The organism is Microbacterium sp. USHLN186 (assembly GCF_037145155.1).
Lineage (GTDB): Bacteria > Actinomycetota > Actinomycetes > Actinomycetales > Microbacteriaceae > Microbacterium.
On the sequence record NZ_JBBCYA010000004.1, the window covers coordinates 124,739 to 143,400 of the forward strand.

Below are 18,662 nucleotides of genomic sequence, written 5' to 3' on the forward strand. Positions count from 1 at the left end.
GGCCAAGCGCGCGGATGTGCGGAATCACCGCAGACGCGACGTCGTCTCGCCGCCGGTTCTCGCACGGTCGCGCACGTGCCCGGGCGCCGGCCCTCGGTAGGCTGGTGTCATGGCGAAGGATCAGCACGGTGTGCCGCTGCGCACGCGCATCCGCGAGGCGGGCGGTCTGTACGCCTGGTTCAACACGAATCTGATCCGCTTCGCCGGCCCCGCCTCGGTGGGCCCCTACGAGCCGACGCTGCCTCCCAGCGCGGAGGAGCGCGCAGAGCGCGCGTGCCCGCTGTGCGGGTCCGCGATGAACACGCACCGCATCGACCGCTCCGGTCCGAAACCGCTGATGCACTGCCCCTGACCGCAGGCTCGCCACTCAGGCGTGTCCGGCACGCTCCATCGCCCGCAGCTCCTTCTTGAGGTCCTGCACCTCGTCGCGCAGCCGGGCGGCGAGCTCGAACTTCAACTCGGACGCGGCGGCGAGCATCTGGTCCGACAGATCGGCGATCGTCTCCTCGAGCTGCGCCGCGCCCTCCGCGGCGATCCCCGTGCGACGCAGGTTCGGCGTCGGCGACTTCCCCCTGCCGGACTTGTTCCTGCTCGCGCGCATGTCGGCGGTGTCGGCCGCTTCGCGCGCAAGCACCTCGGTGATGTCCGCGATGCGCTTGCGCAGCGGCTGCGGGTCGATCCCGTTCTCCTTGTTGTAGGCGATCTGCTTCTCGCGTCGCCGCTCGGTCTCCTCGATCGCCTTGCGCATCGAATCGGTCATGTTGTCGGCATACATGTGCACCTGACCCGAGACGTTGCGCGCCGCACGACCGATCGTCTGGATGAGCGAGGTGCCCGAGCGCAGGAATCCCTCCTTGTCGGCGTCGAGGATCGCGACCAGTGACACCTCCGGAAGGTCGAGTCCTTCGCGCAGCAGGTTGATGCCGACGAGCACGTCGTACACTCCGGCGCGCAGCTCGGTGAGCAGCTCGACGCGGCGCAGGGTGTCGACGTCGGAGTGCAGGTAGCGCACGCGCACCCCGTGCTCGCCGAGGAAGTCGGTGAGCTCCTCCGCCATCTTCTTCGTCAGCGTGGTGACCAGCACGCGCTCGTCGCGCTCGACGCGCAGCCGGATCTCCTCGAGCAGGTCGTCGATCTGCCCCTTGGACGGCTTCACGATGATCTCCGGGTCGACGAGCCCGGTCGGCCGGATGATCTGCTCGACCACGCCGTCGGCGATGCCCATCTCGTACTTGCCGGGCGTCGCGGAGAGGTACACGGTCTGCCCGATCCTGTTCTTGAACTCGTCCCAGCGCAACGGCCGGTTGTCCATCGCGCTGGGCAGGCGGAAGCCGTGCTCGACGAGTGTGCGCTTGCGTGACGCGTCGCCCTCGTACATGGCCCCGATCTGCGGGACGGTGACGTGCGACTCGTCGATGACGAGCAGGAAATCGTCGGGGAAGAAGTCCAGCAGCGTGTGCGGCGGCTCGCCGGGGGCTCGGCCGTCCATGTGCCGGGAATAGTTCTCGATGCCCGAGCAGAATCCGAGCTGCTGAAGCATCTCGATGTCGAACGTGGTGCGCATGCGCAGTCGCTGCGCCTCGAGCAGCTTGCCCTGCCGCTCGAACTCCGCCAGTCGCTGCTCGAGCTCGTGCTCGATGGTGCCGATCGCGCGCTGCACGACGTCGGTGCCGGCGACGTAGTGCGATGCGGGGAAGATCGGCACCGAGTCGAGCCGGGCGATGACCTCGCCGGTCAGCGGATGGAGGGAGTACAGCGCCTCGATCTCGTCGCCGAACAGCTCGATGCGGATCGCATGCTCCTCGTACACCGGGATGATCTCGATCGTGTCGCCGCGCACGCGGAAGTTGCCGCGCGAGAAGTCGACGTCGTTGCGGTTGTACTGCATGGCGATGAACTGGCGGATCAGGGCGTCGCGGTCGTAGCGCTCGCCGACCTGCAGCGCGACCATGGCGCGCAGGTACTCCTCGGGGGCACCGAGACCGTAGATGCACGACACGGTCGAGACGACGACGACGTCACGGCGGCTGAGCAGTGAGTTGGTGGTGGAGTGCCGGAGCCGTTCGACTTCGGCGTTGATCGAGGAGTCCTTCTCGATGAAGGTGTCCGTCTGCGGCACGTACGCCTCGGGCTGGTAGTAGTCGTAGTACGAGACGAAGTACTCGATCGCGTTGTTGGGCATGAGCTCGCGGAACTCGTTCGCGAGCTGCGCGGCCAGCGTCTTGTTGTGCGCCATCACCAGAGTCGGACGCTGCACCTGCTCGATGAGCCACGCTGTGGTCGCCGACTTGCCGGTGCCGGTCGCTCCGAGCAGCACGACGTCCGTCTCACCGGCGTTGATCCGCGCCGCGAGGTCGGCGATGGCCTGCGGCTGATCACCCGCGGGCATGTACTCGCTGATGACCTCGAAGGGGCGGACGCTGCGCGTGGTCTGCATCCCTCCAGCCTACGAGCAGCGTCCGACACGGGGTCTGCAGCTGGTGAGTTTAATTAGTTGTGCATGACAGATAAATGCTTGTACTCTGACTGCTGCATGAGAGCACGCCATCCCGATATCACTCGACGAGGAGCAATCGATGAACGTACGCCAGAACGCCGCCCTGATCGCGGGGCTGACCGTCGCCGGCCTGACACTCGGCGGATGCGCCGCCACTGGGGACACGACCGCGGAGGGTCCGGTGGAGTTCACGTTCCTGCATCGCATGCCCGACAAGGAGGGGGCCAAGACGGTCGACGAACTCATCGCGGAGTTCAACGACTCACATCCGGGGACGACCGTGGTCGGAGAGACCATGCAGGGCTCCTCCGGCGAGTCGTACCCCAAGATCCGGTCGATCGTCGAGGCAGGGAAGGATGTGCCGTGCGTCGCTCAGCTCGGCAGCGAGCGGGTCCCAGACATGCTCGACTCCCTCATGGACGTCACGGAATACGCCGAGAAGTACCGCGACCACTACCAGCCGGCCTTCTTCGGCAAGGCGAAGGTGGGCGATGCGATCTTCGGCCTTCCGATCGGCGCCTCCCCCATCGTCATGTACTACCGCGCCGATCTGTTCGAGAAGTACGGGCTCGAGCTGCCGCAGACGTGGTCCGAATACGAGCAGATGGGCCGCATCGTGACGGAGAAGTCCAGCGGCACCGCGTACATGGGCTCCTTCCTCACCGACGAGATCCTCTGGACGAGCGCTCTCGCGACCTCCGAGGGCGCGGACTACTTCGCCTACGACAGCGATGAGCAGGCGTGGGAGGTCAGCGTCGACTCCCCTGAGACAGACGCCGTCGCCGCTCAGTGGCAGGCGATGATCGACGCGAAGACTGTGCTGCCGACGCCGCGCTGGGGCGACGAGTACGTGAAGTACCTCACCGACGGCACCCTTGTGACGCACATCGGCGCACCCTGGGAGTCCACCATGTTCGCCGACTCGGTCCCCGACGCCGCGGGTTCGTGGAAGGTCGCACAGATCCCGCACCTGAAGGCATCGACGAAGACCGTCGGCCAGAACGGCGGATCCGTAGCCGCTGTCCTGAAGGGGTGTGCGTTCCCTGAGCAGGCGGTCGAGTTCATCGACTGGTGGGCAACCAACACCGAAGGCGTCTCTGGCCTGGGCATGCTGCCCGCGACGAAGGTCGACTCCGTGCCGACTCCCCCGGCGCTGAAGGAGTACTTCTCGGGACAGGACATCTTCGACGAGTACATCGCCGCGAACGAGAACGTCGCCGCCGTCACCTGGGCTCCGCAGTCTGCGACGCTGTTCCAGGCTCTGTCGGATGCCCAGAGCAAGGTCGCCGAAGGCGGTCGGGTGGCGGACATCTTCCGTGACGGGCAGGATGCGGCCGTCGCCGCGCTGACCAAGGCGGGCGCTCAGGTCAAGTGACCGCTCCGTCCGCTCCCCGGTGCGGTCGCTCTCCGGGCGGCCGCACCGGGACGTTCGACAGCCTCTGGAAAGGATCCAGCCGATGACCACCGCCGACGCCACGGCGCCCGCCCCGGTGCGCGAAGCACGGCGAAGTCATGCCGCCCCGCCTGCTGCACGTCCCAGACGAGGCGCGAGCCGCCGTGAGTCCCGCATCGGCTGGGCCTTCGCCCTGCCGTTCACGGCGCTGTTCGCGCTGTCGATGATCGCACCCATCATCGCCTCGCTGTGGAACTCGCTGTTCCGCAGGCAGCTGTCGATGGGCGGGCTCGGCGGCACCGAGACCGTCTTCAGCGGCCTGGCCAACTACGTCGACGTCCTCACCAGCGATCAGTTCTGGCGCGGCATCGTCAACGTCCTGGAGTACGGCGCCATCAAGATCCCCCTCGTGCAGGGACTCGCACTCGTGCTGGCTCTGCTGCTGGATTCGCTGGCCGCCCGCGGCGTGCGATTCTTCCGTCTCACCGCATTCCTCCCCTATGCCATTCCGGGCGTGGTGGCGGCGCTGGTGTGGGGATACCTCTACTCTCCGACGCTGTCGCCGTTCGCCGACCTGCTGCAGTCGGTGGGCCTCCCGGCCGACCTCTTCCTCGAGGGCGCCCTGCTCAATCTATCCATGGCGAACATGACCGCCTGGACCTTCATCGGCTACAACATGATCATCTTCATGGCGACGCTGAAGTCGATACCGGCGGAACTCTACGACGCGGCTCGGATCGACGGGGCCAGCGAATGGCAGATCGTGCTGCGGATCAAGCTGCCCATGCTCAAGAGCGCCGCCCTGATGACCGTGCTGATGTCGATCGTCGGCACGATCCAGTGGTTCAACGAGCCGACGGTGCTGCGCACCATGACGCCTGCCATCGACACGGCGTACACGCCGATGATGATGGCGTACAGCCAGGCCTTCGATCAGAACGACATGGGCGGCGCCGCAGCCACGTCGGTGATCATGGCGATCATCGCCGGCCTCCTCGCGGGCGTGTACGCCCTCGTGCAGACACGGATAGGACGCGCACGATGAGCTCGACCACCCTCCTCACACTGCCCACGCGCCGGCGGGCGCGCGCCGCGGACGACGAGCCGAACGTGCCGTCTTCGGTGCAGCCGTCGGCCGGCACGAAGACCATCACCATGGTGGTGCTGACCGCCGTCGCGCTGTACTTCCTGCTTCCCCTGTGGTGGCTGTTCGTGCAGACGACGAAGACCCGCCCGGACATGGTGAACACGCCATCGCTGTGGTTCGGATCCGAGCTGAACCTCTGGGAGAACATCCGCAGTGTGCTGACGTACGACGGTGGGCACTTCACGCAGTGGCTCGGCTATTCCTTGCTGTACGCGGGGGCGGCCGCCGTGGTCGGCACCGTCGTGTCGATGGCGTGCGGCTACGCCTTCGCGAAGTTCCGCTTCCGCGGGCGCCGGTATCTGCTCGTCGTCATCATGGCCGGGATGCTGCTGCCCGCCGCCCTGCTGACCATCCCGCTGTTCTTCGTGTTCAGCGCCCTGGGGATCGTGAACACGGTCTGGGCGATCATCATCCCCTCGTGCGTCAGCCCGTTCGGAGTCTTCCTGTCGATCATCTACTGTCAGACGGTCCCGGACGAGCTCATCGAAGCGGCGCGACTGGACGGAGCCTCGGAGGTGCGGATCTTCTTCACGATCGTGCTGCGGCTGCTCTCCCCCGCGGTCGTGACCGTCGCCCTCTTCATCTACATCGGCACGTGGAACGAGTTCCTGCTGCCGATGGTGATGCTGCGCGGCAAGGACATGCTGCCTGTGACACTCGGGCTGTACACCTGGCAGAACTACGACACCGAGATGCTCACGCTGCAGGTGCTGACCGGTTCGATGCTCAGCGTCATCCCGGTGATCGTGCTGTTCCTCGGCCTGCAGCGCTACTGGCGCGCCGGACTCACCCAGGGCGCGGTCAAGGCATAGTGAGAGACGCTGCACCATCAGTTCGGAAGGCGAAGATGCATCAGTCATCGACGGAATCGATCGGCTCATCCCCGCGCGCTCGGCTGCTCGGCGCCCTAGGCGGTCCCCCTGCCCAGCGCACGGCGCTGCGGATGGTCATCGCCGGTGTGCGCTCGCGCGCCGAGATCGCTCGTGAGAGCGGCCTGGACACCGGCACCGTCACACGTGCCGTGACCGCGCTCATAGAGGCTCAGGTGCTCACAGAGTCGACCGGTGCCGTCACCTCTCGACCCGGTCGTGGACGCCCCAGTCGTCCGCTGCACGTCGCGGAGGAGGAGTTCTGGGCTGTCGGCCTGCACATCGGGGTGCGCGATATCACCGCGTCGGCCGTGGGCTTGGGCGGCTCGAGTCTGGCGCGAGTCGCACGACGCCACGACGGATCGGTCGAATCGGCATTGGATGCCTGTCTGCAGGGCACCGCCGCGGTGCGCGAGTCGATGCGAACGCAGCCGATGGGGATCGGTGTCGCGGTGGGCGGGCGCGTCGACTCACGCTGCGGGCGGATCGTGGAGATGCCCCGCCTCGGGTGGACCGACGTCCCGCTCGCAGACGAGATCGCCAGGGCGACGGGCCTGCCGTGCACGGTGCGCTCCATGGCACAGGCGCAGGCGCAGGCGAACGTCGTGTACGGGCAGGTGAGCGCGAAGGCGACGTTCGGCCACCTCTACGTCGGCTACATCGTGGAGTACTGCGTGGTGATCGGCGGCGAGGTGTGGGCGCCGGAGCAGCGCTACGGCGGAGCGATCGATTCCCTCCTGCTGCGCACCGATGACGGGCGGTGCGGAACCGTGCAGGAGCTCGTGAGCGACGACGGGATCCTCGCCCAGGCGCACACCGCCGGGCTGATCGTCGGCGACGTCGACCTCGATGCCGTGCTCGATCCCTCGACCGACGATCCACGAGAGAGAGCAGCCCTCAAGGGTCTGCTCCACCACCGCGCGGAGCTGGTGGGCGACCTCGTCACCCAGCTGCAGGAGGTCATCGCACTGCCCGCGGTCGTGATGTCGGCCTCCATGGCCCGCCAGTCCGACGCGCTCGACATCGTGCGCGAACGCATCGCCGCCGGCGATGACGCCCGCACGCCGCCCGACATCCTCTCAGGCGGTCCGGTCGAGATCGTGAACCCGCGCTCCGGAGCCTGCGGCTACTTCGAGACGCTGTTCGCGGAGGCCGGAGCATGAGCGCCCCCAACGTCGTGCTGGTGTGCACCGATCAGTGGCGTGCCGACAGTCTCTCGCTGCTCGGCAAGCCGGTTCTGAAGACACCCTTCCTCGACCAGCTGGCGGCCTCAGGCACCATCGCGACGCGGGCGTACTCCCCCGCGCCGACATGCGTGCCGGCGCGGATGTCGCTGCTCAGCGGACTGGCTCCGTCGTCGCACGGCCGGGTGGGCTACCAGGAGGGCCTCGACTTCGACGCAGCCGTGACGATGGCGGGTTCTTTCCGTGATGCCGGCTACCAGACGCAGGCGATCGGCAAGATGCACGTGCACCCGCCGCGCAACCGCGCCGGGTTCGACAACGTCATCCTCCACGATGGCTATCTGCACGCCAGCCGGCAGGGGCGTCCGGATCCGCGGTTCTACGACGACTACGCGGCCTGGCTAGCCCGCGTGTCGGACCGCGGCGCCTACACCGACGAATACGAGAACGGCGCACACTGCAATGCGGCGATCGCGATGCCCTGGGACCGGCCCGAGTACCAGCATCCGACGAACTGGGCCACGAGCGAGGCGATCGACTGGCTCTACCGACGAGACCCGGATCGGCCGTTCTTTCTGTTCCTGTCGTACCACCGCCCGCATGCACCGTACAACCCGCCCGCGTGGGCGTTCGACATGTACCGGGACAGCGAGTTCCCACCCGCGCCCATCGGCGACTGGGAAGACCACCACCTCGAATCGTTCCGCGCCGATCACTCGCCCGAAGCGCATGTCGCGAGGTACGACGAGGAGACGCGTCGTCGCGCCCTGGCCGGGTACTACGGCAACATGACCCACATCGATGTGCAGCTCAGGCGGTTCACGGAGGCGCTGTCCGACTTCGGGCTCGGCGACGACACGGTGATCTGCTTCACCTCCGATCACGGCGACATGATGGGTGACCACGGTATGTGGCGGAAGGGGTATCCCTACGAGGGCTCGGCGGCCGTGCCAATGATCTTCGCAGGGCCGGGTATCGCCGCGGGGCGGCGCTGCGAGGCGCTCATGGATCTCACCGACGTACCCGCGACCCTGCTCGATCTGGCGGGGCTCCCCGTTCCGGGCGAGATGGACTCGCGCAGCCTGGCGACCGCTCTGCGGGCGCCGGCACCGGCTGCGGATGCGGATGCCGGGCGCTGCTTCCTGCACGGCGAGCACGCCATCCTCGGTCAGTCCCTGCAGTGGATCATCCGAGCAGACGTGAAGTACGTCTGGTGGTCGGCCACGGGGGCGGAGCAGCTGTTCGACCTCTCCGCCGATCCTGACGAGCTGCACGATCTCGTGCTCGACGGCTCGGCGCTCGACGAGACGACAGCCGCCGGAGAGGCGCTCGCGGAGTGTCGGCGGCTGCTGGTGGCCGAGCTGGCCGGGCGACCGGAGGGGTACGTGGCGCACGGTGCCCTCGTGGGCGGACGGCGCGCTCGCGCGATGCTGCGGTGATCGCAGCGGCACTGTCGCCGAGCGGCATCAGCACGGCGGCGGGGCATCGCTGACGGGTGGGTTCATCCCGCTCTGAGCGTGCGCCACAGCGCGTCGACCTGCTCGAGCGTGTGCTCGACGGTTTGCGAGGCGTCGATCACCACGTCCGCGATCGCCCGGCGCGCGTCATCCGACACCTGGGCGCCGATGCGACGCCGGGCGTCCTCCTCGGTCATCCCCCGCAGCTGCACCATCCGCTGCACGCGCAGCTCGGCGGGCGCATCCGCCACCACGATGAGATCCCACGGGTCCTCGACCCGCGCCTCGACGAGCAGCGGCACGTCGTACACGACGACGGCCGCCGGATCTGCGGAGAAGGCCGCGTCGAAGCGCCGCTGCGACTCGGCGCGCACCGCCGGATGCACGATCGCATTCAGCCGCTGCAGCGCCTCGTCATCACCGAAGACCCGGGCGCCGAGCGCCGCGCGCTCGAGGGCCCCGTCCGCGGCGATCATGTTCTCGCCGAACGTCTCGGCGATCGCCTCGAGCACCGGGCTGCCCGGCTGCTGAACGTCGCGCACGATCCGGTCGGCGTCGATGATCACCGCGCCGTGCTCGGCGAGCCGGGCGGCGATGGTCGACTTGCCCGAGGCGATGCCGCCGGTGAGCGCGATGAGTGGCATCCCCCCATCCTGGCACGCCGTGCATGCGCCCCCGGAACGCGGAACGGGCCGCCACACTCACCCGAGGGTGAGATGACGGCCCGTCCGGACGTGCTCGGTGATCAGCTGTTGCCGCCCGAGAGCTTCTCGCGCAGAGCGGCGAGAGCCTCGTCGTCGGCCAGGGTGCCGGCACCGGTCGAGTCGCTCGAGAACGACTGCGCACCGAAGTCGTCTCCGGCCGCGGCCTCGGCCTCGGCGGCCTTCGCGACCTGAGCCTTGTGCGCCTCCCAGCGGGACTGGGCAGCGGCGTACTCCTGCTCCCAGGCCTCGCGCTGGGCGTCGAAGCCTTCCTTCCAGGCGCCGGTCTCGGCGTCGAAGCCCTCCGGGTACTTGTACTCGCCGTTCTCGTCGTACTCGGCGAGCATGCCGTACAGAGCCGGGTCGAACTCGGTGCCGTTGGGGTCGACCGACTCGTTGGCCTGCTTGAGCGACAGCGAGATGCGGCGGCGCTCGAGGTCGATGTCGATGACCTTGACGAAGACCTCTTCGCCGACCGAGACGACCTGCTCAGCCAGCTCGACGTGCTTGCTGGAGAGCTCGGAGATGTGCACGAGGCCCTCGATGCCGTCCGCGACGCGCACGAACGCGCCGAACGGAACGAGCTTGGTGACCTTGCCCGGTGCGATCTGGCCGATCGCGTGGGTGCGGGCGAAGACCTGCCACGGGTCCTCCTGGGTCGCCTTCAGCGACAGCGAGACGCGCTCGCGGTCCAGGTCGACCTCGAGGATCTCGACGGTGACCTCCTGGCCGACCTCGACGACCTCGGACGCGTGCTCGATGTGCTTCCACGACAGCTCGGAGACGTGCACGAGACCGTCCACGCCGCCCAGGTCGACGAACGCACCGAAGTTGACGATCGACGAGACGACGCCCTTGCGGACCTGACCCTTGTGCAGGTTGTTCAGGAACGTGGTGCGCGACTCCGACTGGGTCTGCTCGAGCAGGGCCCGGCGGCTGAGCACCACGTTGTTGCGGTTCTTGTCGAGTTCGAGGATCTTCGCCTCGAGCTCCTGACCGAGGTACGGGGTGAGGTCGCGGACGCGGCGCAGCTCGATGAGCGACGCGGGCAGGAAGCCACGCAGTCCGATGTCGACGATGAGGCCACCCTTGACGACCTCGATGACGGTGCCGGTGACGACCCCGTCGTTCTCCTTGATCTTCTCGACGTCGCCCCAGGCGCGCTCGTACTGGGCGCGCTTCTTGGAGAGGATCAGACGGCCTTCCTTGTCCTCCTTCTGGAGAACGAGGGCCTCGACCTGGTCGCCGACGGCGACGACCTCGTTGGGGTCGACGTCGTGCTTGATGGAGAGCTCGCGCGAGGGGATGACACCCTCGGTCTTGTAGCCCACGTCGAGCAGAACCTCATCGCGGTCGATCTTGACGATCGTGCCCTCGATGATGTCGCCGTCGTTGAAGAACTTCAGGGTCTTCTCGACCGCGGCCAGGAAGTCCTCAGCAGAGCCGATGTCGTTGATCGCGACCTGCTTGGTGGCCGGGGCGGTCGTTGCGCTAGTCATGTAGTGGGTTGTCCTTGTGAATGGAAGATCAGGCTTCGACGATCGACGCGCACGCCGGGAGCTGCGAAGCGGTTGGATGTGGATTGCGATGCCACGAGGGCAGACGGATGCCCGCCACGAGTGACACTTCAGATTATCAGATCCCAGCGGCTCGCGCTCCCCTCCTCCTATGCTGGAGCGGTGACCGAACGCCTGATGCTGCTCGACACCGCCAGCCTCTACTTCCGGGCCTACTTCGGAGTTCCCGACAAGGTCAAGGCACCCGACGGCACGTCCGTGAACGCGACCCGCGGCCTGCTCGACATCATCGCCAAGCTCGTGACCGTCTATCGGCCATCGCAGCTGGTCGCCTGCTGGGACGACGACTGGCGGCCGCAGTGGCGCGTCGATCTGATCCCGAGCTACAAGGCGCATCGGGTGGTGGCCGAGGTCGCCGCAGCCCCCGACGTCGAGGAGGTGCCCGACGCCCTGCAGCAGCAGGTCCCGCTGATCCGCGAAGCGCTCGACGCGCTCGGCATCCCGATCATCGGCGTCCCCGAGCACGAGGCGGACGACGTGATCGGCACGCTCGCGACGCGGGCGACGCTGCCGGTCGACATCGTCACCGGCGATCGCGACCTGTTCCAGCTGGTCGACGACGTCCGCGACGTCCGCGTGATCTACACCGCGCGCGGCATGAGCAACCTCGATGTCGTCACCGATGAGACCGTGCTCGAGCGGTATGGGATCCGTCCGACCCAGTACGCGGACTTCGCCACCCTCCGCGGCGATGCCTCGGACGGCCTGCCTGGAGTCAAGGGGATCGGAGAGAAGACGGCGGCCAGTCTGCTGCGCATGCACGGTGATCTCGCGGCCATTCGCGACGCGGCGCAGGCCGGCGGCCTGACCGGAGCCGCCGCCGCTCGCGTCACGGAGGCGTCGGATTACCTCGACGTCGCACCGCGCGTCGTGCGCGTCGCGACCGACCTCGACATCAGCGCCCCCGGCATCGCGCTCGGCACCCTCGATGGCGCCGCACGCCAAGCCGCGGAGGCTCTCGCCGAGCGGTGGAACCTGGGCTCGTCGATGAGCCGCGCGCTGACCGCGCTGGCATCCGCGGAGGAAGCGGGCTGACTCAGCCCCGGGCCCATGCGCGCAGCCGCTCCAGCCCCCACGTGCTGACGATCCGCTCCGCCGGCACACCGGCCGCCTCAGCGCGCTCGGCGCCGTAGTCGAGCAGCGAGAGCTGGCCCGGAGCGTGCGCGTCGGAGTCGATGCTGAACAGGCAGCCCTCGTCGAGCGCGATCTCGATCAGGTCGTCCGGCGGGTCCTGCCGTTCGGGCCGAGCGTTGATCTCCACGGCGACGCCGTACTCGGCGCAGGCCGCGAACACCGCCCTGGCGTCGAACTGCGACTGCGGCCGCGTACCGCGCGAGCCCTCCACGAGGCGTCCGGTGCAGTGCCCGAGCACGTTGACGTGCGGGTCGGCGACAGCGGCCAGCATCCGCCTGGTCATCGTGCCGGGATCCATCCGAAGCTTCGAGTGCACCGACGCGACGACGATGTCGAGTGCGTCGAGCATCTCCGGCGTCTGGTCCAGGCCGCCGTCCTCGAGGATGTCCACCTCGATGCCGGCCAGCACCGTCAGCCCGTCGCCGGACTGCGCTCGCACGAGCGGGATCTGCTCGCGCAGCCGCTCGGCCGACAGCCCCCTGGCCACCTTCAGCCGAGGCGAGTGGTCTGTGATGGCGAGGTACTCGTGCCCGAGGGCCCGCGCTGCCGCGACCATGGTGTCGATCGGTGTGGTGCCGTCGGACCAGTCCGTGTGGCTGTGCAGATCCCCGCGCAGCTGCGCGCGCAGCGCGGAGGTGCGCTCGGGCTCCACCTCGCCGCGCAGCTCGACGAGGTAGTCGGGCACCCGCCCCTCCCGCGCCTGGCGGATCACGGCGAAGGTGGACGCGCCGATGCCCTTCTGCGCCTGCAGGCGGGCGGGGTCGTCGAGGACGTCGGCGGGCAGGGATGCCACGACGTCCGCCGCCTGCCGGAACGCCTTCGCCCGGTAGCGGGACGCACGCTCGCGCTCGAGCAGCGACGCTATCTCAAGGAGGGCTTCGGCGGCGTCCATGGGCATCCGCTCAGCCGGCGGCGGGTTCCCGGGTCACGCTGACCCACTCGTCGAGTTTGGCCGCAGCCCGACCGTCGTCCACTGCGGCGGCCGCGCGGTGGTACGCGTCGCGCAGCCGCTCGACGATCGGCACCTGCGTCAGGGCCGCGTCGTGCGAGAGCTCGTAGGCGACGACGCCGGCGGCCGCGTTGAGCAGCACGATGTCGCGCACGGCGCCGGTCTCGCCGCCGAGCGTGCGCCGCAGCACGGCGGCGTTGTGCTCGGGCGGACCGCCGACCAGGTCGGAAAGCTCTGCCAGCGGGATGCCGAGATCACGCGGATCGAGGTCGTGCTCGTGGATGTCTCCGCGGGTGACCTCCCAGATCCGACTGTGCCCGGTGGTGGTGAGCTCGTCCAGACCGTCGTCACCGCGGAAGACCAGGGCGGTCGCTCCACGGGTGCGGAACACCCCGGTGATGAGGGGCACGCGATCCAGCTGCGCCACGCCGACGGCGTTCGCCTCGGCGCGCGCGGGGTTGCACAGGGGGCCCAGCATGTTGAACACGGTCGGGACGGCCAGCTCCGAACGGGCGACACCCGCATGCTGGAAGCCGGGGTGGAAGGCCGCCGCCCAGGCGAACGTGATGCCCGTGCGCTCCAGCGCCGCCGCGACGCGCTGCGGATCGAGAGAGATGTCCAGGCCGAGCGCGGCGAGCACGTCGGATGAGCCCGACGAGGAGCTCGCGGCGCGGTTGCCGTGCTTGACGACGGGGATGCCCATCGCGCCGATGATCACCGCGGCGGTGGTCGACACGTTCACCGTGCCGATCCGATCGCCACCGGTGCCGACGATGTCGAGCACGTCGGACGAGACCGGAAGGGGCACGGCGGCCTCGAGGATGGCATCGCGAAACCCGACGATCTCGTCGATGGTCTCGCCCTTGGCGCGCAGCGCCACCAGGAAGCCGGCGAGCTGCGCATCCGACACGCGGCCCTGCATGACCTGGCGCATGGCCCACGTCGACTCCCAGACGCTGAGGTCGCGGCGACTCAACAGGGTGGAGAGCAGGTCGGGCCAGGTCGGGGTGTCGAGCATGACTGCGATCCTAATCGCGCGCAGAACGATGCCGATTCGAGATGACACGGCCGGCGCACCCGTCGGCAGCAGTGCCGGACCGGCCTCACCGGGACATTACCGCGGATTCGCAGGTGCTTCTTAGGTTCTCCTTAGTTCTCCGACAGGCGGACAGGCGAGCGGGGTGCGAGAATCCCGCCGGCGAATCGGCCATAATGGTCTGGTGACCACCTCAGCGACGTATGCCCCGGCGGCAAGAACCATCAAGCGCCCCAATCCGGTCGCTGTCGGCACCATCGTGTGGCTCGGCAGCGAAGTCATGTTCTTCGCGGGACTCTTCGCGATCTACTTCACGCTGCGCAGCACCTCCCCCGAGCTGTGGGCCGACCGCACACAGCTGCTCAACGTCGTCTACGCCGGCGTCAACACCGCGATCCTGGTCGCCTCGTCGTTCACCTGCCAGATGGGCGTCTTCGCCGCCGAGGACCTGCAGCCCTACCGCATCGACAAGGGCAAGCTGAACGCATTCGGCCGCCGCCGCCTGTTCGGCTGGGGCATGGTGGAGTGGTTCTGGCTCACCTTCATCCTGGGCGCGATCTTCGTCAGCGGACAGGTGTGGGAGTACGCCCAGCTGGTCACCGAGGGTCTGCCTATCACCGCCGACTCGTACGCCTCGGCGTTCTACATCACCACCGGCTTCCACGCCCTGCACGTCACCGGCGGTCTGATCGCCTTCGTGCTCGTGATCGGGCGCGCCTACGCCGTCAAGAACTTCGGCCACAAGGAGGCGACCTCCTCGATCGTCGTGTCGTACTACTGGCACTTCGTCGACGTCGTCTGGGTCGCCCTGTTCGCCGTCATCTACTTCCTGAAATAAGAGCGGAGCGATTTTTCGAAATGGCACGAGAGAAGAAGCACCGCTCACGCGGTCGCCGCAGTCCCCTCGCCGCTGCCGCCCTGATCGGCGCCGGCCTGCTGCTCACCGGCGGCGCCTACGCCGGCGCATCGGCGGCGATGGCCTCGACCAGCGACGTGCAGTCCAGCGCGGCCACCGAGCTGACGGTCCAGGACGGCGAGAAGCTGTTCACCGCGAACTGCGCCACCTGTCACGGCCGAGAGATGCAGGGCACCTCCGAGGGTCCGAGCCTCATCGGGGTGGGTGAGCTCGCGGTCGAGTTCCAGGTGTCGACCGGGCGGATGCCGCTGCAGATGCAGGGCCCGCAGGCGCCGCAGAAGGACCCGCAGTTCACCGAGGCGCAGATCCGCGCGATGGCCGCCTATGTGCAGAGCGTCGCCCCCGGCCCGAAGTACCCGGACGAGTGGATCACCGCGGGCGAGAAGAACCCGGACGACGCGACCGACGAGGTCGACGTCTCCCACGGCGCCGAGCTCTTCCGCATCAACTGCGCGATGTGCCACAACGTGGCCGCTGCCGGTGGAGCGCTGACGGAGGGCAAGTACGCCCCTGCGCTGACCTCGACGAGCCCCCTGCACATCTACGCGGCCATGGTCACCGGCCCCCAGAACATGCCCGTGTTCGGCAACATGAACCTGAGCACCGAAGACAAGCGCGACATCATCGCCGCCCTCGTCTACCAGCAGGAGGCCGTGCAGATCGGCGGCTTCACGCTCGGATCGCTCGGTCCTGTGTCCGAGGGCCTGTTCATCTGGATCTTCGGCATCGGCGCCCTCGTCGCGCTCACCGTGTGGATCACGGCGAAGTCCAACTGACGCACTTTCATCGAAGAGTTACGTACGAGGAGCACCATGGCACACGACGACGACACGCAGGCTCTGGACAGGGCCTACCAGCCCTCACCGGGGCTGGGCGTCGCAGTCAGCGATCCTGCGGAGAACCCGGGACTGCCTCCCCACCGCCAGCGGATGACCGACAAGGACCCCCGCGCCGAGAAGGCCGCGGTCCGCACGGTGTACACGCTGTTCTACCTGTCGCTGGCCGGCAGCATCTGGGCGGTTGCGGCGTACATGCTGTTCCCGATCGAGAGCGGCCTGGCGATCGACATCCGCCACAACAACATGTACATCGGCATCGGCATCGCCTTCGCGCTGCTGGCGCTGGGCATCGGCGCGATCCACTGGGCCAAGGCCCTGATGGCCGACCAGGAGCACATCGAGCTGCGCCACCGCACCCGCGGTCGTGACAGCACCCGCGAGGCGGTCGTCGACTCCTTCGCAGTCGCGAACGAGGAGTCCGGGTTCGGCCGTCGAACCGTCATCCGCAACTCCCTGATCGCCGCCGTGGTGGCATCCGTGCTGCCGGGGATCACGCTTTTCCGCGGGCTCGCGCCGCACAACACGCCGGAGAACCCCATCGCCGGCGACCCGGTCGCGCTGCTCAAGCACACGATGTGGGACTCGGGCATGCGCCTGGCGCGCGACCCGGAGGGCACGCCAATCCGCGCCGCCGACGTCACCCTCGGCTCCGCGTTCCACGTGATCCCCGAGCCGCTGGCGGACCTCAGCCACGGCGAGGGCTACATGGAGGAGAAGGCGAAGGCCATCGTCCTGCTCATGCGCCTGCGGCCCGAGCAGCTCATCGAGTCCGAGGAGCGCAAGGACTGGTCGTACGACGGCATCGTGGCGTACTCCAAGGTCTGCACGCACGTCGGCTGCCCGGTGGCGCTGTACGAGCAGCAGACGCACCACCTGCTGTGCCCGTGCCACCAGTCGCAGTTCGACGTCACGGACCACGCCAAGGTCATCTTCGGCCCGGCAGCGCGCCCGCTGCCGCAGCTGCCCATCGCCGTCGACGATGAGGGCTACCTCATCGCGCAGCGCGACTTCACCGAACCCGTCGGCCCGAGCTTCTGGGAGCGTCATTGAGCACCGCAACTCTTAAAGAGGACACCAAGCAGAAGCCCCTGGGCGGACGCTTCATCGGCGCGACGGCGAACTACCTCGACGAGCGCACCAGCCTGTCTGGCCTCGTCAAGGAGCTCGGACGCAAGATCTTCCCCGACCACTGGTCGTTCATGCTGGGCGAGGTCGCGCTGTGGGCCTTCGTCGCCGTGTTCCTGTCGGGATCGTTCCTGACGTTCTTCTTCCAGGCCTCGATGGCTCCGACCCACTACACCGGCGCGTACGCGCCGCTGCGCGGCGTGGAGATGACCGCGGCGTTCGAGTCCGCGCTGCGGATCTCGTGGGATCTGCGCGGTGGCCTGCTGGTGCGCCAGATCCACCACTGGGCGGCCCTGGTGTTCATCGCCGGCATCGGCATCCACATGCTCCGCGTGTTCTTCACCGGTGCTTTCCGCAAGCCGCGTGAGCTGAACTGGGTGATCGGCTTCGTGCTGTTCATCCTCGCCCTCGCCGAGGGCTTCACGGGCTACTCCCTGCCGGACGACCTGCTCTCCGGCAACGGTCTGCGCATCATCGACGGCATGATCAAGGGTCTTCCCCTGATCGGCACCTGGACCTCGTTCCTGATCTTCGGCGGCGAGTTCCCGGGTGACGACATCGTCGGCCGGCTCTACACCATGCACATCCTGCTGCTGCCGCTGCTGGTGATCGCCTTCGTGGCGCTGCACCTCATGCTGATGGTGATCAACAAGCACACCCAGTTCGCCGGCCCGGGCCGCACGAACGACAACGTGGTCGGCTACCCGATGATGCCGGTCTACATGTCCAAGATGGGCGGCTTCTTCTTCATCGTCTTCGGTGTGATCGTGCTGATCGCGTCGTTCTTCCAGATCCTGCCGTTCTGGGATTACGGGCCCTACGACCCGTCCCCCATCTCGGCCGGCACGCAGCCGGACTGGTACATCGGCTTCGCCGACGGCGCGCTGCGTCTGGCGCCTCCGCACCTCGATGTGCCGATCGGACCGTTCACGCTGTCGCTCGGCATCGTGATCCCCGTGCTCGTGCTCGGACTGTTCATCGTCGTCGTCGCCCTCTACCCGTTCATCGAGGCGTGGGTCACCGGCGACAAGCGTGAGCACCACCTCGCCGACCGTCCGCGCAACGCCCCCACCCGCACCGCCATCGGCGTGGCCGGCATGATCTTCTACGCCGTGCTGTGGGCGGGCGCCTCGTCCGACCTGATGGCCACGCACTTCATGCTCACCATGGAGGGTGTGATCCACACCCTGCAGGCGCTGCTGTTCGTCGGACCGGTGCTCGGCTACTTCATCACCAAGCGCATCTGCATCGCGCTGCAGAAGAAGGACCGCGAGATCGTGCTGCACGGATACGAGTCCGGGCGTATCGTCCGACTCCCCGGCGGCGAGTACATCGAGGTGCACCAGCCGGTCGACGTGTACGACCGCTGGAAGCTCATCGACTACGCCACTTACGAGCCGCTGGTCGTCCGTCCCAACGCCAAGGGCCGCATCCCGTGGCACGAGAACCTGCGCAGCTCGATCTCGCGCTGGTTCTACGAGGACCGCCTGCAGCCGCTGACGCAGGCCGAGATCGCGGCAGCGGACGCGCATCAGCACCACACGCTGGCCGTCGACGAGGCGCTGGAGGCCGAGGAGATCGCCGGGGCGCACGCCCGCGCCGGTGTCACCTCGGAAGACCAGATCGCTCCAATGGACGCTCACGTCGGCGAGACGCCGAACACCCCGAGTTCGGTCATCGCTCAGGACCCGGCTGAGAAGCCGCGCCCGAAGAGCCACGACGACAAGGCGGAGGACGCGTAAGCGCACTCCTCCATTGCACAGAAGGTCCCGTCCGCAATGGACGGGACCTTCTGCGTTGTGCGCTCCCCTGTACCCGGCTGATCTCCCCGACCTCGT

General features: G+C 68.0%; 16 protein-coding genes. 11 read left to right on the forward strand and 5 right to left on the reverse strand.

What is annotated here, in order from left to right; genetic code table 11:
* Positions 1–109 precede the first annotated feature (109 nt).
* Positions 110–352, forward strand: coding sequence for a hypothetical protein (locus tag WFG93_RS09915; RefSeq protein WP_336646181.1), 243 nt, complete (start codon positions 110–112; stop codon positions 350–352).
* Between the two features lie 15 nt (positions 353–367).
* On the opposite strand, the gene uvrB is transcribed toward WFG93_RS09915, so the two are convergent.
* On the reverse strand, positions 368–2,437 hold the full coding sequence (uvrB, locus tag WFG93_RS09920; RefSeq protein WP_336646182.1) for an excinuclease ABC subunit UvrB: 2,070 nt from the start codon (positions 2,435–2,437) through the stop codon (positions 368–370).
* A gap of 139 nt (positions 2,438–2,576) precedes the next feature.
* On the opposite strand from uvrB, the gene WFG93_RS09925 reads away from it, so the two are divergent.
* The 5 genes from WFG93_RS09925 (at position 2,577) to WFG93_RS09945 (ending at position 8,529) form a co-directional block, all read left to right on the forward strand.
* Positions 2,577–3,872, forward strand: a complete 1,296-nt coding sequence (locus WFG93_RS09925; RefSeq protein WP_336646183.1) for an ABC transporter substrate-binding protein — start codon at positions 2,577–2,579, stop codon at positions 3,870–3,872.
* Positions 3,873–3,954: 82 nt separating this feature from the next.
* Positions 3,955–4,935, forward strand: a complete 981-nt coding sequence (locus WFG93_RS09930) for a carbohydrate ABC transporter permease (protein WP_336646184.1) — start codon at positions 3,955–3,957, stop codon at positions 4,933–4,935.
* A complete protein-coding gene (locus WFG93_RS09935) occupies positions 4,932–5,849 on the forward strand; it encodes a carbohydrate ABC transporter permease (RefSeq protein WP_336646185.1) in 918 nt (305 codons plus the stop codon). The genes WFG93_RS09930 and WFG93_RS09935 overlap by 4 nt, the downstream gene beginning before the upstream one ends.
* Before the next feature lie 35 nt (positions 5,850–5,884).
* Positions 5,885–7,069 carry an ROK family protein gene (locus WFG93_RS09940; protein ID WP_336646186.1) on the forward strand — a complete coding sequence of 395 codons (1,185 nt, stop codon included), beginning with the start codon at positions 5,885–5,887 and terminating at the stop codon, positions 7,067–7,069.
* Entirely contained in the window at positions 7,066–8,529 is a 1,464-nt protein-coding gene (locus tag WFG93_RS09945) for an arylsulfatase (protein ID WP_336646187.1), read from the forward strand. The genes WFG93_RS09940 and WFG93_RS09945 overlap by 4 nt, the downstream gene beginning before the upstream one ends.
* A 62-nt stretch (positions 8,530–8,591) precedes the next feature.
* On the opposite strand, the gene coaE is transcribed toward WFG93_RS09945, so the two are convergent.
* Both coaE and rpsA read right to left on the reverse strand, forming a co-directional pair.
* Positions 8,592–9,191, reverse strand: a complete 600-nt coding sequence (gene coaE, locus WFG93_RS09950; protein ID WP_336646188.1) for a dephospho-CoA kinase — start codon at positions 9,189–9,191, stop codon at positions 8,592–8,594.
* A gap of 101 nt (positions 9,192–9,292) precedes the next feature.
* The gene (rpsA, locus tag WFG93_RS09955) at positions 9,293–10,747 is read right to left on the reverse strand and encodes a 30S ribosomal protein S1 (RefSeq protein WP_336646189.1); all 1,455 of its coding nucleotides are present in this window, start codon (positions 10,745–10,747) and stop codon (positions 9,293–9,295) included.
* A gap of 180 nt (positions 10,748–10,927) precedes the next feature.
* Here rpsA and WFG93_RS09960 point away from each other — a divergent pair, with 180 nt between their 5' ends.
* Positions 10,928–11,860 carry a 5'-3' exonuclease gene (locus WFG93_RS09960; RefSeq protein ID WP_336646190.1) on the forward strand — a complete coding sequence of 311 codons (933 nt, stop codon included), beginning with the start codon at positions 10,928–10,930 and terminating at the stop codon, positions 11,858–11,860.
* A gap of 1 nt (position 11,861) precedes the next feature.
* Here WFG93_RS09960 and WFG93_RS09965 read toward each other — a convergent pair whose 3' ends face one another.
* The gene (locus WFG93_RS09965; RefSeq protein ID WP_336646191.1) at positions 11,862–12,851 is read right to left on the reverse strand and encodes a PHP domain-containing protein; all 990 of its coding nucleotides are present in this window, start codon (positions 12,849–12,851) and stop codon (positions 11,862–11,864) included.
* Positions 12,852–12,861: 10 nt separating this feature from the next.
* Positions 12,862–13,926: an anthranilate phosphoribosyltransferase gene (gene trpD, locus WFG93_RS09970; protein WP_336646192.1), complete on the reverse strand. Its 1,065-nt coding sequence runs from the start codon at positions 13,924–13,926 to the stop codon at positions 12,862–12,864.
* Between the two features lie 199 nt (positions 13,927–14,125).
* Between trpD and ctaE the strand changes: the two genes are divergently transcribed.
* The 4 genes from ctaE to qcrB are packed head-to-tail and all read left to right on the forward strand — an operon-like array spanning position 14,126 to position 18,566.
* Positions 14,126–14,782 (forward strand): aa3-type cytochrome oxidase subunit III, encoded by a 657-nt coding sequence (gene ctaE / locus WFG93_RS09975; protein ID WP_336646309.1) that lies wholly within the window; start codon positions 14,126–14,128, stop codon positions 14,780–14,782.
* 20 nt (positions 14,783–14,802) lie between these two features.
* A complete protein-coding gene (qcrC, locus tag WFG93_RS09980; protein WP_336646193.1) occupies positions 14,803–15,636 on the forward strand; it encodes a cytochrome bc1 complex diheme cytochrome c subunit in 834 nt (277 codons plus the stop codon).
* Positions 15,637–15,672: 36 nt separating this feature from the next.
* Positions 15,673–16,749 (forward strand): cytochrome bc1 complex Rieske iron-sulfur subunit, encoded by a 1,077-nt coding sequence (qcrA, locus tag WFG93_RS09985; protein ID WP_336646194.1) that lies wholly within the window; start codon positions 15,673–15,675, stop codon positions 16,747–16,749.
* On the forward strand, positions 16,746–18,566 hold the full coding sequence (gene qcrB, locus WFG93_RS09990; protein WP_336646195.1) for a cytochrome bc1 complex cytochrome b subunit: 1,821 nt from the start codon (positions 16,746–16,748) through the stop codon (positions 18,564–18,566). The genes qcrA and qcrB overlap by 4 nt, the downstream gene beginning before the upstream one ends.
* The last annotated feature ends 96 nt before the right edge of the window (positions 18,567–18,662 follow it).

What these genes read in the sequence shown, in the direction of transcription:
- WFG93_RS09915 (WP_336646181.1), top strand. Translation starts at nt 110, where the DNA reads ATGGCGAAGGATCAGCACGGTGTGCCGCTGCGCACGCGCATCCGCGAG.
- uvrB (WP_336646182.1), bottom strand. Translation starts at nt 2,437, where the DNA reads ATGCAGACCACGCGCAGCGTCCGCCCCTTCGAGGTCATCAGCGAGTAC.
- WFG93_RS09925 (WP_336646183.1), top strand. Translation starts at nt 2,577, where the DNA reads ATGAACGTACGCCAGAACGCCGCCCTGATCGCGGGGCTGACCGTCGCC.
- rpsA (WP_336646189.1), bottom strand. Translation starts at nt 10,747, where the DNA reads ATGACTAGCGCAACGACCGCCCCGGCCACCAAGCAGGTCGCGATCAAC.
- WFG93_RS09945 (WP_336646187.1), top strand. Translation starts at nt 7,066, where the DNA reads ATGAGCGCCCCCAACGTCGTGCTGGTGTGCACCGATCAGTGGCGTGCC.
- qcrA (WP_336646194.1), top strand. Translation starts at nt 15,673, where the DNA reads ATGGCACACGACGACGACACGCAGGCTCTGGACAGGGCCTACCAGCCC.
- qcrC (WP_336646193.1), top strand. Translation starts at nt 14,803, where the DNA reads ATGGCACGAGAGAAGAAGCACCGCTCACGCGGTCGCCGCAGTCCCCTC.
- WFG93_RS09930 (WP_336646184.1), top strand. Translation starts at nt 3,955, where the DNA reads ATGACCACCGCCGACGCCACGGCGCCCGCCCCGGTGCGCGAAGCACGG.
- WFG93_RS09940 (WP_336646186.1), top strand. Translation starts at nt 5,885, where the DNA reads ATGCATCAGTCATCGACGGAATCGATCGGCTCATCCCCGCGCGCTCGG.
- WFG93_RS09935 (WP_336646185.1), top strand. Translation starts at nt 4,932, where the DNA reads ATGAGCTCGACCACCCTCCTCACACTGCCCACGCGCCGGCGGGCGCGC.
- WFG93_RS09965 (WP_336646191.1), bottom strand. Translation starts at nt 12,851, where the DNA reads ATGGACGCCGCCGAAGCCCTCCTTGAGATAGCGTCGCTGCTCGAGCGC.
- coaE (WP_336646188.1), bottom strand. Translation starts at nt 9,191, where the DNA reads ATGCCACTCATCGCGCTCACCGGCGGCATCGCCTCGGGCAAGTCGACC.
- trpD (WP_336646192.1), bottom strand. Translation starts at nt 13,926, where the DNA reads ATGCTCGACACCCCGACCTGGCCCGACCTGCTCTCCACCCTGTTGAGT.